Genomic DNA, 15,661 nt, shown 5'->3' with positions numbered 1-15,661 from the left:
CGGTGAGGGCACGGTCTTCAGGAAGGTCTCACAAAACCCTGGCCACACGAGTGCTCACCCACCACCAGCCACCACGCCCAAGCCTACGAACCCGACCCGAACAAACCCCATTAGGCCACCATGAGGGACTTAGACGCTGTCATGGTGGCCTTCAGGGACTTCGTCAGCGCAGCCGGGCGATGACCTCCGAGGCCTGGGACTGCAACCGCGCCACCCCGCCCACGGTGAACTCGGTGAGCAGGTCGATGAGCGCGTCCGGGGCGGGCGGCTCACCCTCCCAGGTGATCTGCACGAGTGCCTCGGTCATCGCGAAGTAGAGGGTGACGAGCGCTTTGTCGGCGCGTCCCGGCTCGACGCCGTGCACGGCCCAGCGCTGACGGCTCGCCTCGGTGTAGACGTGCGCGAGCCGCTCCCTCAACCGGGTGAGCGCCGGATCCCCCGCGCGCTCCGCCTCGCGCAGCACCGGGAAGGCCTCGGGGTGGTCGGCCACGAAGGCGAACATGTTGGCGTAGTTGGCCCGCGCCCACGCTCGCAGATCGGGCTGGGAGGGGTCCACCGCGGGCGCCCCGATGGCGGCGAAGGCTCGCTCCTCGATATCAGCCACCACCTGGGCGAACAGGACACCGCGATCGCCGAACTGCGCGTAGACGGCCTGGCGCGAGACGCCGGCCTCACGCGCGATCTGCTCGATCGTCGCGGCCTGCGCGCCGTGCTGCGCGACCATCCGCGCCGCGGCGTCGATCACCCGCGCACGCTGCTCGCCGACCGGGAGCTTGCGCGGCCGGCCGCGGGGGGCGGGGCTTGACATGGTGTGCCACCTCACGTGATTCTTTTTCCGACACCACTGTCTAAAAAGGTGTCGCCTCGGCTTACCTGCTCAACGAGGAGCAAGCATGCGTGCATTCTCCCGGCGCGGCCTTTCCGCGGCGGTCACCGCGGTCACCGCACTGGCTCTGCTGACGTTCGGATCGTCCCAGGCCGGTGCCGCGCCTTCCTTCTACGACCCGCCGACGCCGCTGCCCGCGGGCGCCAACGGCGACATCATCCGGCACGAGCCGTCCCAGTTCTTCCTCGATCCGATCAAGCTGATCCAGGCGGACGCGAACGTCCAGCGGATCATGTATCGCAGCACCGACACCCACGACCAGCCGATCGCGGTCACCGGCACCGTGCTCACCCCGAAGTCGGCCTGGACCGGCTCGGGTGAGCGCCCGCTCATCAGCTACGCCGTCGGGACGCAGGGCGTCGGCGACGACTGCGCGCCGTCCAAAGCGCTGACCGCCGGCTTCGAGTACGAAGGCCCGTTCATCGCCGGGCTACTGCTGCGCGGCTACGGCGTGGTCGTCACCGACTACGAGGGCCTGGGCACCCCGGGCGTGCACACCTACGTCAACCGGGCGGCCGAGGCGCACGCCGTGCTCGACGCCGCCCGCGCGGCCCAGCGGCTGCCGGAGGCGGGCCTGCCCGCGAACGGTCCGGTCGGCATCGCCGGGTACTCCCAGGGCGGCGGCGCTTCGGCGGCCGCGGCGGAGCTCCAGCCGTCCTACGCGCCGGAGCTGAAACTGAAGGGCGCCTACGCGGGCGCTGTCCCGGCGGACCTGTCCGAGGTCGCGAAGAACCTCGACGGGCACTACGCCGCCGGATTCCTCGGTTTCTCGCTGGTCAGCCTGAACGCGGCGTACCCGGAACTGGACATCCCGAGCGTGCTCAACGACAAGGGCAAGGCACTGTTCGAGAAGGTCAAGAACGAGTGCACGATCGAGGCGATCGCGGCGCACGCCTTCACGCAGTCGGCGTCGCTGACCAAGGACGGCCGCCCGCTGACCGCGTACCTCGGCGAGGAGCCGTACAAATCGCGCGTCGGTGAGCAGCTGATCGGCAAACTCAAGCCCACCGCGCCGGTGCTGATCGTGCACAGCGCGCTCGACGACATCGTCCCGTACGCCCAGGACCGCACCCTCGCGCGAACCTGGTGCTCGGCGGGCGTGCGGGTGCAGTTCAGCACCACCCTGGTCCCGACGCACGTCCTGGCCGCTGTCCGCGCGTACCCGGAGGCGTTCGCCTGGCTGGACGCGCGCTTCTCCGGCGCTCCCGCGCCGTCGAACTGCGGCTGGTTCTAGAAGCCTCTGAAGGCCACCATGAGGGACTCTAGGTCCCTCATGGTGGCCTTCAGGGACTTGTCACTTCAGGCCGGTCGCCTCGGACGCCGCGGGATCGGAGTCGGCGAGGAAGGTGCGGCAGCGGTCGAACTCCTCGGTCTCGCCGATCTTGCCCGCGGACTTGCCGAGGACGGCGAGCGCGCGCAGGAAGCCCTGGTTCGGGCGGTGCGACCACGGGACCGGGCCGAAGCCCTTCCAACCGGCGCGACGCAGCTGGTCGAGCCCGCGGTGGTAGCCGGTGCGGGCGTAGGCGTACGCGGCGATGGTCTCACCGGCGTCGAAGGACGTCTCGGCCAGCTGTGCCCAAGCCTCGCTGTAGTACGGGTGCCCGGCGGCGACGAGGGCCGGATCGGTTCCGGCGTCGAGCGCGGCCTGTGCGGTGGTGTGCTCGGGCAGCTTCGTCGGCTCGGGGCCGAGCAGGTTGTGGGTCATGCCCGCCATTGTGCCCAGCGCACCCGGCGGGCCGCGCGGGGCGTCACATCAGGCCGGGTGTGGTCAGAGGAACAGACTGACCAGCGCGCCGCCACCGGCGAGCACGAGAGCGGCGACCACGACCGCGGCGACAACACGTTTCGGCATCATGGCGGCACACGATGCCCGTCCCCGCCGGACGAAAGCAAGTCGGCCACCCCTACGGGTGAACCCTGATCTTCGGCCCGTTTCACGTGGTCCGCCGCCTCACCGTGATGTCCGCCGGGGATGATGACGCGCATGACAAAGGCAGGAGACACGATGGGGGTCGTGATCCCACGCAGCCCGGTCGCGAAGACCCAGCTGTTCTTCAAGACCCACTGGAAGCGCGGCGCCCCGGGGCAGCCGACGCCGGATTGGGTGCTGCGTTTCTGCTACGGCATGTGGCTGGCCGCGTTCGCGTTCAAGCTGCTGGGCTCGTCGTGGGACATGTCGTGGCACTTCAGGTGGCTGCGTGACGACCTGGCCCCGCCGCACCTGATCAACACGGTCGGCACGGTGATCATCGTCGTGCTGGTGGCGATCCACAGCTACACCGGGCTCGGCTGCGACAAGACGTCACTACGGCTGATGCAGGCCGGGCTGGTGATCTTCCTGGTCGCGGCGCCGCTGGACGTGATCAACCACCGGGTCAACGGCCTCGACCTGACCGCGTGGAGCCCGTCGCACATGATGCTCTACTTCGGCACCGGGGTGATGCAGGCGGGCGTGATCCTCGGCTGGCTCCGTCTCTCGAAGCCCGGCAAGACGCGCACCGGCACGCTGCTCGCGCTGTGGGCGTTCTTCCTGGAGAACACGTTCTTCCCGAACGGCCAGCAGGAGTACGGCATCCTCGGCCTGCGCGCCTGGGAGCGCGGCACGCCCGAGGCCGAGCCGACGCTGCTGGACTTCGCCGCGAAGCAGATCGGCCACCCTGTCGACCAGGCCGCGGTCACCCACTTCACGATGCCGATCGCCCAGTGGGTGTACCCCGTCTGGGGCATCGCGGTGATGGCACTGCTGCTCGCGGTAGCCCGGCACACCCTCGGCGGCAAGTGGTCCGCCACGAGCGTGGCGGGCGCGTACCTCGCGTACCGCCTGGTGCTGTGGCCGCTGCTGCTGGTGGGCGGCTTCCCGGTCCCGACGGTGCCGTTCTACCTGCTGTTCGTCGGCCTCGCGGTGGACCTCGCGTTCCGCATCGGCCGCGGACACCACGCCCTGACGGCCGGAATCGGCGCACTGCTGGTGACGGCGTTCGGCTACGGGACATTGTGGGTGCAGTCCCAGTTCCGGCTGTGGGTACTCGGCGACGCACACACCGAGTCCGCTCCGCCGGTCGCGTACTGGACAGCGGCGGTGACGCTGGTGGGGGTCTTCGTGCTCTGGTGGGCCGCCGCGCCGGTTTCGCGGGCGGTGGCCGCTCGCACGGCTCGACGCCGGGCGGCGCTGGACGTCACCGCCGGAGCGGCCGAGGCTCCGGCGAAAGAGACTCCGTCGATCCCGTCCTCGTAGAGGCTCTCAAGTGTCATGAAAGGGTCTTTCAGGGCAAAAATTGCCCTGAAAGACCCTTTCATGACACTTTGATCAGGAGAGCTTGTTGCCCGCCGAGCCGAGGGACTGGGCGGCCTCGACGATCCGGGCGGCCATGCCCTTCTCGCCCGCCTTGAGGTAGCTGCGGGGGTCGTAGACCTTCTTGTTGCCGACCTCGCCGTCGATCTTCAGGACGCCGTCGTAGTTCTTGAAGAAGTGGTCCACGATCGGCCGGGTGAAGGCGTACTGCGTGTCGGTGTCGACGTTCATCTTGACCACGCCGTACGACACCGCCTCCTTGATCTCCTCGGGCAGCGAACCGGAACCGCCGTGGAAGACCAGCTCGAACGGCTTCGAACCGGCGGGCAGGCCGAGCTTCTTCGAGGCCGCCTCCTGGCCGCCCTTGAGGACGTCCGGGCGCAGCTTCACGTTGCCGGGCTTGTAGACGCCGTGCACGTTGCCGAAGGTCGCGGCCAGCAGGTAGCGGCCCCGATCCCCGGAGCCCAGCGCGTCGATCGTCTTCAGGAAGTCGCCCTCGGCGGTGTACAGCTTCTCGTTGATGTCGTGGGCGACACCGTCTTCCTCACCGCCGACGACGCCGATCTCGACCTCGAGGATGATCTTCGCCGCTGCCGCCTTCTCGAGCAGCTCGGCGGCGATCGTCAGGTTCTCGTCGAGGTCGATCGCGGAGCCGTCCCACATGTGGGACTGGAACAGCGGGTTCTGGCCGTTCTTGACCCGCTCGGCCGAGATCTCCAGCAGCGGGCGGACGAAGCCGTCGAGCTTGTCCTTGGGGCAGTGGTCGGTGTGCAGCGCGACGTTGATCGAGTACTTCGCGGCCACGACCTGCGCGAACTCCGCGAGCGCCTGCGAGCCGACGACCATGTCCTTGACGGACTGGCCCGAGGCGAACTCGGCGCCGCCGGTGGAGAACTGGATGATCCCGTCGCTCTCCGCCTCGGCGAACCCGCGCAGCGCGGCGTTCAGGGTTTCCGACGAGGTCACGTTGATGGCCGGGTAAGCGAACTCGTTCGCTTTCGCCCGGTCGAGCATCTCCGCGTAGACCTCGGGGGTGGCGATGGGCATCGTTGGTCCTCCTCGCGACAAGTGGTCTTCGGCCAAAGCGTACGAGGTGTACCGATCAAGGTCACCGGTCCCTGGTCATCCCACCCCTTGGACCCCGTACCCCCAAGCCTGGGCCCTCGACCCGGGTTGAGGTCAAGCCCAGCTGGCACACTGGGTTTCATGGCTATCGCGAAGTGGAACGGCGTGATCATCGCCGAGAGCGACAAGACCGAGATCGTCGAAGGGAACCACTACTTCCCGCCGGACTCCGTGCACATCCAGTACCTCCGCCCGACCGAGCACACCACCCACTGCGGATGGAAGGGCGACGCGAGCTACTACACGCTGCACGTCGACGGGCAGGACAACGAGAACGCGGCCTGGTACTACCCGGAACCGTACGAAAAAGCGACCAACATCAAGGACTACGTCGCCTTCTACCCGAGCGTCGAAGTCACCGCCTGAGAGGTCCCTGAAGGCCACCATGACGGCGTTTAACGCTGTCATGGTGGCCTTCAGGGGCAGTCAGCGCAGGGCGTCCGCGAGGGCGCGGTAGCCCGGGAACGGGTCGTCGCCGAGGACCTGGACGACGACGTGGCTGGCGCCGGCGTCGAGGTGGGCACGCAGGCCCGCCGCGATCGTGTCGGTGTCGCCGTGCAGCGCGAGGGCGTCGACGAGGCGGTCGCTGCCCTCGCCGGAGAGGTCCTCGTCGGTGAACCCGAGCTTCCGCAGGTTGGCGGTGTAGTTCGACAACCCGAGGTAGAACTGGACGGTCTCGCGCCCGATCGCGCGGGCCTTCTCGGGGTCGGCCTCGAAGACGACCTTGTGCTCCGGCGCCAGGATCGGGCCCTCGCCGAGGATCTCGCGTGCCTGGCGGGTGTGCTCCGGCGTGATCAGGTACGGGTGCGCCCCGGCGGTGCGGTCACCCGAAAGCTTGACGACCTTCGGCCCGAGCGCGGCGAGCACGCGGCCAGCGACCGGCACCCCGGCCCGGTCGAGCCCGTCGAGGTAGTCCACGAGCGCGCCGTACGGCTTGACGAACCCCTGGTCGTACTCGCGGTGCCCGGCACCGATTCCCAGCAGGAAGCGGTCGGCGCGTCGTCCTTCCAGATATTCACGATGCCGGTGGCGATCACCAGCGTGTCCGTCGCGGCCAGCAGCTCATCGACGATCTCGAGGTCGCCGTCCGGCGAACCACCGAGCCACACGGCCCCATAGCCCAGCTTCTCCACGTCGGCCGCGAAAGCCGGGTCCACCTGTGCGGCACCCCGGAAGATCCCGATCTTACCCAGTTCGATACCCATGTCCGGCTGCAACACCACGGAGGGTTATTTTCGTCCCGGCATCTCAGAGAGTGGACCCCTGACTAACGGGGATGGTTGGAGTCATGGCGAAATCGGCAACAGCGACCTCGACGTATTCGGCCTCAACCTCGGCGGCAACGTGTTCGGCTTCACCGCCGACGAGCGGCAGTCGTTCGAGGTCCTGGACGCCTATGCGACAGCGGGCGGGAACCGCATCGACACCGCGGACTCGTACTAGGCGTTCGCGCCCGGCAACGTCAGCGGCGAGTCCGAGACGATCATCGGCAACTGGCTGAAGAAGCGCGGCCACCGGGACGACATCGTGATCGCGACCAAGGTCGGCAGCTTCGACAAGCGCCCCGGCCTGTCGGCGAAGAACATCGCGGCCGCGGCCGAGGTCTCGCTCAAGCGGCTCCAGACCGACCACATCGACTACGACGAGACAACGCTCGAGGAGACCCTGCAAGCCTTCGACACGCTGATCCGCGCAGGCAAGGTCCGCTCAGGCAAGGTCCGCTACATCGCGGCGTCGAACTACACCGCGCCCCGCCTCGCCGAGGCGCTGGCCATCTCGGACCGTGAGGGCTCGCTCTCCAGCCCGAGTACAACCTCGTCAAACGTGAGGACGAGAAGGAGCTGGCCCCGCTGATCGAGCGGGAGGGCCTGTCGACGCTGCCGTGACCGGGAAGTACCGCACCAAGGGCGAGCCTGGCGACAGCCCGCGCGGTGAGGGTGCGCTAGCTCACCTGGACGTTCGCGGCGAGCGCGTGTTGGCGGCACTCGACTAGGTCGCCGCCGCGCACAAGGTGTCGGTCGCGTCGGTGGCGCTCGCGTGGCTCGTCGCGCAGCCGACCGTCGCCGCCCCGATCGCCAGCGCCCGCTCCATCGAGCAGCTCCCGGACCTCCTCGCCGCCGTCTCCCTCTCGCTCACCCCCGGCGAGCTCGCGGCGCTCTCCGACGCCTCCGCCTGACGTCGCAACTCGTCGACGAGTCGCTGACTACCGATGGGTAGCTTACTCGGGGTAAGGTAAGGTACGGTCGGCGAAAGTACCGCCGAGGAGGCATCGTGGCCAATCCATTCTCGCTGCTCAAGAGCACCAAGGTCGACGGCAAGGTCGTGCTCATCACCGGCGCCGCCCGCGGCATCGGCGCGGGTCTCGCGGAACGGCTCGCCGCCCGCGGCGCCAAGGTCGCCCTGGTCGGCCTCGAAGCCGAAGAGCAGCAGAAGGTGGCTGACCGGATCGGCCCGAACGCCCACTCCTGGGAAGCCGACGTCACCAGCTGGACCGACCTCGAGAAGGCCACCGCTGGCGTCGTCGAGTACTTCGGCGGCATCGACGTCGTGATCGCGAACGCGGGCATCGCGACCGCCGGGTTCGTCCGCTCGGTCGACCCGGCCGCGTTCGAGAAGGTCATCGAGGTCGACCTGCTCGGCGTCTGGCGCACCTTCCGGGTGACGCTGCCGCACGTCATCGAGCGCAAGGGCTACCTGCTCGCGATCTCCTCGCTGGCCGCGATCACACACGCGCCCGGTATGGCGAACTACTCCGCCGCGAAGGCCGGGGTCGAGGCGTTCTCCAACAGCCTCCGCACCGAAGTCGCCCACCTGGGCGTCAAGGTCGGCGTCGCCCACCCGACCTGGATCCGCACCGACCTGGTCGAGAGCGCCGACGCCCACCCGGTGTTCGGCAAGCTCCGCGCGACGATGCCGGGCCTGATCGGCAAGACGTACCCGCTGAACGTCGCGCTGGACAACCTCGAAGCCGGGATCCTCAAGCGCGCCCGCACGATCCACGTGCCGCGCTGGGTCGGCGGGCTCAAGCTGATCCGCGCGTTCCTGCCGCCGATCATCGAGATCGGCTCGCGCAGCCGCGTGCCCGCCGCCGACAAGGCCGCGCTCGAAGACATCAAGCAGCGCGGCGCGTTCGAGGCCTCGGTCACCGGGCACGGCGGCCGCGCCGCCACCCGGCGCCCCTGACCTCGACCCGATTCAGTGGTCCCTGAAGGCCACCTTCACGGCGTTTTACGCGGTGAAGGTGGCCTTCAGGGACTTGCGAACCCGAGCGGGCGTTCCCGACTCGACATCCGGGTCGTGGCGGGCAAGTATTGACGTCTCGACAACAAGGAGCGTGCCGATGTCCCGCCGCGACCAGATCCGGATGTCCCCCGAAGACGTACAGACCTTCTTCGCCGCACAGAAGGTCATCAACGTCGCCACGATGAGCCCGAACGGGCGACCCCATGTGGCGCCGCTCTGGTACTACCCGCACGCGGGCGGCGTCGCGACCTGGACCTACGGCAGCTCCCAGAAGGCCGCCAACCTGCGCAGGCTCGCCGAGGCCACCGTGCTCATCGAGGACGGCGATTCCTACGAAACGCTGCGCGGGGTCTCCATGGAGACGGACGTCCAGCTCATCACCGACACCGCCGAGGTCACCCAGATGGGCATCACGCTCATGCAGCGTTACGCGGGGGCGAAGTCCGGAGACCCCGCCACGGACGAACTGGCGGCCTTCATCGCCGGTCAGGCGCCTAAGCGGATCGGCCTGATCTTCACCCCCACCAAGCTCGTGACCTGGGATCACCGAAAACTCGGCGGAACGTACTAGCAAGTAACTGTTACCTCAGGTAACATATTTTCGCGTACCCTTCCCCAGTGCAGCGGAGGCCGCGGAAATGGCCGCAAAAACGTCCGAGGTCAAGGTCGTCATCGTGGGCACCGGCTTCGCCGGCCTCGGTCAGGCGATCCAGCTCGAAAAGGCAGGCATCCGGGATTACGTGATCCTGGAGAAGGCCGACGAGGTGGGCGGCACCTGGCGGGACAACTCGTACCCCGGGTGCGCCTGCGACGTGCAGTCGCACATGTACTCGTTCTCCTACGAACAGAACCCGGGCTGGTCGCGGTCGTTCTCACCGCAGCCGGAGATCTTCGCCTATCTCAAGGGCGTCGCGGACAAGTACCGGCTGCGCTCGAAGATCCAGTTCGGCACCGAGATCACCGGCGCGCACTGGGACGGTGCCGCCCGCCGCTGGGCGGTGACCACCAAGGCGGGCCAGGAGTACGTCGCGCAGTTCCTCGTCTCCGGCGTCGGCGGCCTGCACATCCCGCAGATCCCGAAGCTGCCCGGCATCGAGAAGTTCAAGGGCCAGTCCTGGCACTCCGCGCAGTGGAACCACGAATACGACCTGCGCGGCAAGAAGATCGCCGTGGTCGGCACCGGCGCCAGCGCGATCCAGTTCGTCCCGAAGATCGCCCCGGACGTCGCCGAGCTCACCCTCTTCCAGCGCACGCCGCCGTGGATCATGCCGAAACCGGACCACGCGATGCCGCGCTGGTCGCAGACGCTGTTCAAGCGCGTCCCCGGCGTCCAGCGGCTCTACCGCAACGCTCTGTACTGGTTCCTCGAGGTCCGCGCGATCGGCTTCAACGGCCACCCCAAGCTGATGAAGGCCGCCGAGTCGATCGCGAAACGTCACATCGCCAAGGGCGTCAAGGACGCCGCGCTGCGCCGCAAGGTCACCCCGGACTACACCATGGGCTGCAAGCGCGTGCTCATCTCGAACGACTACTACCCCGCGCTGAACCGGTCCACTGTGGACATCGTCACCGCGGGCGTCCGGGAGGTCAAGGCGCACAGCGTGGTGGACGCCGACGGCGTCGAGCACGAGGCCGACGCGATCATCTACGGCACCGGCTTCCACGTCACCGACGCGCTGGAATACCTCGACATCACCGGCGTCGACGGCCGCAGCCTCGCCAAGGAGTGGGCGGCCGAGGGCATGCGGACGCACAAGGGCATCACGGTTTCCGGCTTCCCCAACCTGTTCTTCCTGCTCGGCCCGAACACCGCACTGGGCCACAACTCGGTCGTGTTCATGATCGAGTCGCAGTCCAAGTACGTGGTCGACGCGATCAAACTCACCGACTCGCACGACGCCGCCGCGCTCGACGTCCGCCAGGACGTGCAGGACAAGTTCCAGGCCGAGATCCAGGACAAGCTGGTCAAGGGCGTGTGGACCCAGGGCGGCTGCAAGAGCTGGTACCTCGACGCGAAGGGCGTCAACCGGACGATCTGGCCCGGCTTCACCTGGCGCTACTGGCTCGAGACCCGCAAGGTCGACCCGAGCGACTACGAGCTCAGCGGGCGGTCTCGATGAGCGTCCAGCCGGAGGAGAACGAGCAGCTCGTCCTGCACGCGCGTGACGTCCGGTTCGACTGGTCCGCGCTGCCGATGCACTGGGTGCCCGCCGAACCGCAGGCCACGCACACGATCAACGTGCTGCACCTGGCGCTGCCGGAGGGCGAGCGCTGGTTCGTCGAGGTGTTCAAGCAGGCCGTGCCGCTGATCCGCGACGAGCGGCTCAAGGAAGACGTGCTCGGGTTCATCGGCCAGGAGGCCATGCACGCCGAGGCGCACGACGGCGCGGGCGCACACCTCGAGGCCGCGGGGCTGCACATCCGGCCGTTCCTCGCGCAGATGGAATGGCTGTTCCGGCGGCTGCTCGGCGACCGGGCAGGCCTGTCCGCCAAGGCGCGCGAGGAGTGGCTGATCGAGCGGCTCGCGGTGATCGCGGCGATCGAGCACTACACGGCGTTCCTCGGCCAGTGGGTCCTCGACGCCGAGGCGCTGGACCGCGCGAACTCGGATCCGACGATGCTGGACCTGCTGCGCTGGCACGGCGCCGAGGAAGTCGAACACCGCTCGGTGGCGTTCGACCTGTTCATGCACCTCGACGGCCGGTACAACCGGCGCGTGCGCAGCATGGCCGTGGTGACGCCGGTGCTCGCGTGGGTTTTCCTTCGCGGGACCCGGTTCCTGATGCGCAACGACCCGACGCGCCCCGGCCGGGCGAGCTTGCGCGCGTACCGCCGGGCGGCGAAGCTCGGCCTGCTGCCCACCGGGAAGCAGCTGGGCCACGAGATCCGGCCGTACTTCCGCAAGACCTACCACCCGGCCGAAACGGGCAACACCGACCAGGCCGTCGCCTACCTGGCGAGCTCGCCCGCCGCCAGGGCGGCCGACGAGCCGACGTGACCGTGGCCGCCGAACGCCCGCTGCGGCTCAACGGGACCGACCGGCCGGACCGCCTGCTGTCGGCGCTGACCGGGGTGGTCGCGGTGTACCGCAGGCTGAGCGAGGTCAGTGGCAGGCGGCGGCCGCCGGTGTCCGAAGTGGACAGAGACCTGCCGCTGGCGCTGGCCGCGGCCACGCCGGAGGCGGAAGGCGTCCGCAGCCTGCGGCTGGTCAGGCCGGATGGCGGTCCGCTGCCGCGCTGGCGTCCCGGGGCGCACCTCGACCTCGTGCTGCCGTGCGGGCTCGTCCGCCAGTACTCGCTGTGCGGCGACCCGGACGACCGCTCGTACTACCGCGTCGCCGTCCGGCGGATCGGCGCGGCTTCGGCGCGGGTGCACGCGCTGGAGCCGGGAACACGGGTGACCGTGCGCGGGCCGCGCAACGCTTTTCCCTTCGTGGCGGCGGAAAACTACCTCTTCGTCGCGGGCGGTATCGGGATCACGCCGATCCTGCCGATGGTGCGCCGGGCCGCCGCTCGCGGTGTCGGCTGGCGGCTGGTCTACACCGGCCGCGATCGTGCGTCGATGCCGTTCCTCGACGAGCTCGCGGACCTGGACCCCGGCCGCGTCTGGATCCGGCCGGATACTGAATACGGTATCCCGGCGTCCGGCGCGGAGCTGCTCGAAGGCAGCCCCGAGAGCGCGTCCCTGTACTGCTGCGGGCCCATCCCGATGCTCACCAGCGTCCGCGTGGACGCGGCGCTCGGCGGGCGGCGCGCGGTGTTCTACGAGCGCTTCTCGACGCCGCCGATCGTGGGCGGCAAGCCGTTCCAGGTCCGGCTGGGGCGCAGCGGGCGCACCCTGGACATCCCGGCCGACCGGTCGGCCCTCGACGTCCTGCGGGAGAACGTCCCCGGCATCGCCTACTCGTGCCGCCAGGGCTTCTGCGGCACCTGCGAGCTGCCATCGGCGACCGGCGAGCCGGTCCGGGTGTGCGTCGAGCGAAACGCCGTCACGCTGGACCTTTGACCCGGACGGACCCTTCAGGCCACGCCGTTTTCGTGTGACGATGGCTAGCTGTGGAGCGGCTCAGCGAGGAGCATCCCAGGACGGAGATCGCACTGTCCTGGCGACGTTCCGCGCTCAGCGGGCTCGAGCCGGCCACCCCGATCGACCGGCTGGCGGTGCACGAGGTCGACCGCCGCAGCCGGTTGCTGCGCGCGGCGGGGCCAGTGCTCGACGAGATGGCCGGGCACCTCGCGGACACGAGTTTCTGCGTGGTGCTGGCCGACCGCGACTGCCGGATCGTCGCCCGCCGCTTCGCCGAGCACGCCGTCGAGCTGGCATTGGACGAGATCAGCGCGGTCCCCGGCTGCCAGTTCCTGGAGGAGACCACCGGGACGAACGCGCTGGCCACCCCGTTCGAGGTACGCCACGGGGTGGCGGTCCGCGGCGAGGAACACTTCCTCGACGTGTTCAAGCATTTCGCCTGCTACGGCCACCCGATCGTGCACCCGGCGACCAGGCGGCTGGCCGGGGTCCTCGACATCACCGGACCGGCCGGGGACGCCAACCCGCTGTTCGTGCCGTTCCTGCTGCACGCCGTCGCGGACATCGAGCAACGCCTGCTCGACGGCTCCAACCAGGCCGAACAGCGGCTGCTCGCCGCCTTCCAGTCCGCCCAGCACCGCACGTCCGCGGTGCTGGCGCTCGGCGACGACGTGGTGCTGGCGAACAGCGCCGCGATGGAGCTGGTCGACGCGAACGACCACGCGCTGCTGCGCGAGTTCGGCCGCACGCGGCGCGGGGTCCGGCACCTCCGGCTCACCTCGGGCACCTCGGTGGAGGTCCGGGTGGAGGCGGTGTCGGTCAACGCCGGGATGCTGTTCGAGATCGCGCCCGTGCGCCCGGACCAGCCGCCGGTGCCACGACGGCGGACCCCGCACGGCGTGCTCCCGAGCGGTCTCGCGGACAGGCTGGCACGCAGCGGCCCGTCCCGGCGGCGGGTGCTCGTGTCCGGCGAGCCCGGCACCGGGCGAACGGCGGCGATCCGGCTGCTCGGCGGCGCGGAGCCGATCGTCGAACTGGCCGCTTCTGACGTCCCCCAGTTGGGTGAAAGCGCCTGGTGTGCCCGGCTGGACGAGCTCGCCGCCGGATACCGCGGACTGGTCGTGGTCGAGGACGTCCACCTGCTGCCGCCGGTGCTCGCCGCCCGCGTTTCCCGGCTGCTCGACGCCTCACCGGCCTGGCTTTCGCTGACCAGCGGCCCGTCCGCCCTGCTGCGCGGGGAGCACGCGGCGCTGGCCGCGCGGATGCACCGCCGGGTCGAGCTGCCACCGCTGCGGGAGCGCCGCGAGGACGTTCCGGAGCTCGCCAGGACCGTGCTGGCCGGGCTGGCGCCCGCCCGCTCTGTCCGGCTGACCGCGGGCGCGCTCGAACTCCTCGCCGCACAGCAGTGGCCGGGCAACCTGCGTGAGCTGGCCTCGGTGCTGCGCCAAGCGCTGGAGGGGCGCTCGGCGGGCGACATCACCGCCCGCGACCTCGAGCCGGACTGCCCGGTGCCCGCGGCGGGACATCGGCTGACCACGCTCGAACAGGCCGAGCACGACGCCATCACGGCCGCGCTGCGCGTGGCGGGCGGCAACAAGGTGCACGCCGCGAGGCAGCTCGGCATCAGCCGGTCGACCCTCTACAACCGGCTGCGGGTGCTGCGCATCAAGGCGTGAGTGTCCAGCTTTTGCACAGTTGGCCGTCGGATGCGCGCCCGACAATCGATCCGACGGTGCAAAGTCGCACGAAGAGGAGTTGTTGACCGGTGAAGACGAAGGCAGCGGTGCTGTTCGACGCGGGGAAACCGTTCGAGATCATGGAGCTCGACCTCAAGGGCCCTGGGCCCGGCGAGGTCCTCATCAAGTACACGGCCGCCGGGCTGTGCCATTCCGACCTCCACCTCACCGACGGCGACCTCACCCCGCGGTTCCCGATCGTGGGCGGCCACGAGGGCGCCGGGATCATCGAGGACGTCGGCCCCGGCGTCACCAAGGTCAAGCCGGGCGACCACGTGGTGTGCAGCTTCATCCCTAACTGCGGCACCTGCCGCTACTGCTCCACGGGCCGCCAGAGCCTCTGTGACATGGGCGCGACCATCCTCGAGGGCCATATGCCCGACGGCTCGTTCCGGTTCAGCGGCGGCGGCCAGGACATCGGCGCGATGTGCATGCTCGGCACGTTCGCCGAGCGGTCCACGATCTCGCAGCACTCGGTGGTCAAGGTCGACGACTGGCTGCCGCTGGAGACCGCGGTGCTGGTCGGCTGCGGGGTGCCCACCGGCTGGGGCAGCGCGGTGTACGCCGGCGGGGTGATGGCGGGCGACACCGCGGTCGTCTACGGAATCGGCGGCATCGGCGTCAACGCGATCCAGGGCGCCGCGCACGCCGGCGCGAAGTACGTGGTCGCGGTCGACCCGCTGGAGTTCAAGCGCGAAGCGGCGCTGAAGTTCGGCGCGACGCACGCGTTCGCCACCGCCGAGGAGGCCCACGCGAAGATCGACGAGCTGACCTGGGGCCAGCTGGCCGACCAGGCGCTGGTGACCGTCGGCGTGGTCGACGAAGAGGTGGTGACCCACGCGTTCAACGCCGTCGGCAAGGGCGGCACGGTGGTGGTCACCGGGCTGGCCGCGCTGGACAAGCTCACCGTGCACGTCTCCGGCGGCATCCTGACGCTGTTCGGCAAGACGATCAAGGGCACGCTGTTCGGCTCGGCGAACCCGCAGTACGACATCGTCCGGCTGCTGCGCCTCTACGACGCGGGCCAGCTGAAACTCGACGAGCTGGTCACCACGAAGTACACCCTCGAGCAGGTGAACGAGGGCTACCAGGACCTGCGCGACGGCAAGAACCTGCGCGGCGTCATCGTGCACGCCGAGTAACCGGGCCCTCGCTTCCCACGTGTGTCATGAAAGGGTCTTTCAGGGCAATTTTTGCCCTGAAAGACCCTTTCATGACACTCAGGGCCTAGTACTACAGGGCTAGATCTCTAGCATCTGGAGGCGGAGGCGTCGTCTGAAGTGGCTTCTTCGTGCGTCTGCCTGGTGTCCGCGTCGCCAGGCAGACGCACGGAGGCCCTGGTCGATGACGTGA

At 69.3% G+C, this 15,661-nt stretch carries 13 protein-coding genes and 2 pseudogenes; 11 read left to right on the top strand and 4 right to left on the bottom strand.

The window, feature by feature from the left end; genetic code table 11:
• Positions 1–163: 163 nt before the first annotated feature.
• Positions 164–808 (bottom strand): TetR/AcrR family transcriptional regulator, encoded by a 645-nt coding sequence (locus QMK34_RS43440; protein ID WP_326420679.1) that lies wholly within the window; start codon positions 806–808, stop codon positions 164–166.
• 85 nt (positions 809–893) lie between these two features.
• Between QMK34_RS43440 and QMK34_RS43435 the strand changes: the two genes are divergently transcribed.
• A complete protein-coding gene (locus QMK34_RS43435; protein WP_326420678.1) occupies positions 894–2,120 on the top strand; it encodes a lipase family protein in 1,227 nt (408 codons plus the stop codon).
• Positions 2,121–2,180: 60 nt separating this feature from the next.
• On the opposite strand, the gene QMK34_RS43430 is transcribed toward QMK34_RS43435, so the two are convergent.
• Positions 2,181–2,591: a DUF3151 domain-containing protein gene (locus QMK34_RS43430; protein WP_326420677.1), complete on the bottom strand. Its 411-nt coding sequence runs from the start codon at positions 2,589–2,591 to the stop codon at positions 2,181–2,183.
• 279 nt (positions 2,592–2,870) lie between these two features.
• Between QMK34_RS43430 and QMK34_RS43425 the strand changes: the two genes are divergently transcribed.
• Positions 2,871–4,121, top strand: a complete 1,251-nt coding sequence (locus QMK34_RS43425) for a hypothetical protein (RefSeq protein WP_326420676.1) — start codon at positions 2,871–2,873, stop codon at positions 4,119–4,121.
• Positions 4,122–4,193: 72 nt separating this feature from the next.
• Here QMK34_RS43425 and fbaA read toward each other — a convergent pair whose 3' ends face one another.
• The gene (fbaA, locus tag QMK34_RS43420; protein WP_326420675.1) at positions 4,194–5,225 is read right to left on the bottom strand and encodes a class II fructose-bisphosphate aldolase; all 1,032 of its coding nucleotides are present in this window, start codon (positions 5,223–5,225) and stop codon (positions 4,194–4,196) included.
• A gap of 159 nt (positions 5,226–5,384) precedes the next feature.
• Between fbaA and QMK34_RS43415 the strand changes: the two genes are divergently transcribed.
• The gene (locus QMK34_RS43415) at positions 5,385–5,669 is read left to right on the top strand and encodes a DUF427 domain-containing protein (RefSeq protein WP_326420674.1); all 285 of its coding nucleotides are present in this window, start codon (positions 5,385–5,387) and stop codon (positions 5,667–5,669) included.
• A 60-nt stretch (positions 5,670–5,729) separates the two neighbouring features.
• Here QMK34_RS43415 and QMK34_RS43410 read toward each other — a convergent pair.
• Positions 5,730–6,508, bottom strand: a pseudogene (locus tag QMK34_RS43410) (LLM class F420-dependent oxidoreductase).
• 58 nt (positions 6,509–6,566) lie between these two features.
• On the opposite strand from QMK34_RS43410, the pseudogene QMK34_RS43405 reads away from it, so the two are divergent.
• The 8 genes and pseudogenes from QMK34_RS43405 (at position 6,567) to QMK34_RS43370 (ending at position 15,450) form a co-directional block, all read left to right on the top strand.
• A pseudogene (locus QMK34_RS43405) lies at positions 6,567–7,479 on the top strand (aldo/keto reductase).
• 95 nt (positions 7,480–7,574) lie between these two features.
• Positions 7,575–8,486, top strand: coding sequence for an SDR family oxidoreductase (locus QMK34_RS43400; RefSeq protein ID WP_326420673.1), 912 nt, complete (start codon positions 7,575–7,577; stop codon positions 8,484–8,486).
• Between the two features lie 157 nt (positions 8,487–8,643).
• Positions 8,644–9,117: a pyridoxamine 5'-phosphate oxidase family protein gene (locus QMK34_RS43395; RefSeq protein WP_326420672.1), complete on the top strand. Its 474-nt coding sequence runs from the start codon at positions 8,644–8,646 to the stop codon at positions 9,115–9,117.
• Between the two features lie 67 nt (positions 9,118–9,184).
• Positions 9,185–10,666 carry a flavin-containing monooxygenase gene (locus QMK34_RS43390; protein WP_326420671.1) on the top strand — a complete coding sequence of 494 codons (1,482 nt, stop codon included), beginning with the start codon at positions 9,185–9,187 and terminating at the stop codon, positions 10,664–10,666.
• On the top strand, positions 10,663–11,544 hold the full coding sequence (locus QMK34_RS43385) for a metal-dependent hydrolase (protein ID WP_326420670.1): 882 nt from the start codon (positions 10,663–10,665) through the stop codon (positions 11,542–11,544). The genes QMK34_RS43390 and QMK34_RS43385 overlap by 4 nt, the downstream gene beginning before the upstream one ends.
• A gap of 2 nt (positions 11,545–11,546) precedes the next feature.
• Entirely contained in the window at positions 11,547–12,551 is a 1,005-nt protein-coding gene (locus QMK34_RS43380; RefSeq protein WP_326420680.1) for a PDR/VanB family oxidoreductase, read from the top strand.
• Positions 12,552–12,601: 50 nt separating this feature from the next.
• Entirely contained in the window at positions 12,602–14,248 is a 1,647-nt protein-coding gene (locus QMK34_RS43375; RefSeq protein ID WP_326420669.1) for a sigma-54-dependent Fis family transcriptional regulator, read from the top strand.
• Positions 14,249–14,337: 89 nt separating this feature from the next.
• Entirely contained in the window at positions 14,338–15,450 is a 1,113-nt protein-coding gene (locus tag QMK34_RS43370) for an NDMA-dependent alcohol dehydrogenase (protein WP_326420668.1), read from the top strand.
• Positions 15,451–15,661 lie beyond the last annotated feature (211 nt).

Origin of the sequence: Amycolatopsis sp. H20-H5, from assembly GCF_035828755.1 — a bacterium.
Taxonomy (GTDB): domain Bacteria; phylum Actinomycetota; class Actinomycetes; order Mycobacteriales; family Pseudonocardiaceae; genus Amycolatopsis.
This window is presented reverse-complemented; position numbering and strand designations above follow the sequence as displayed.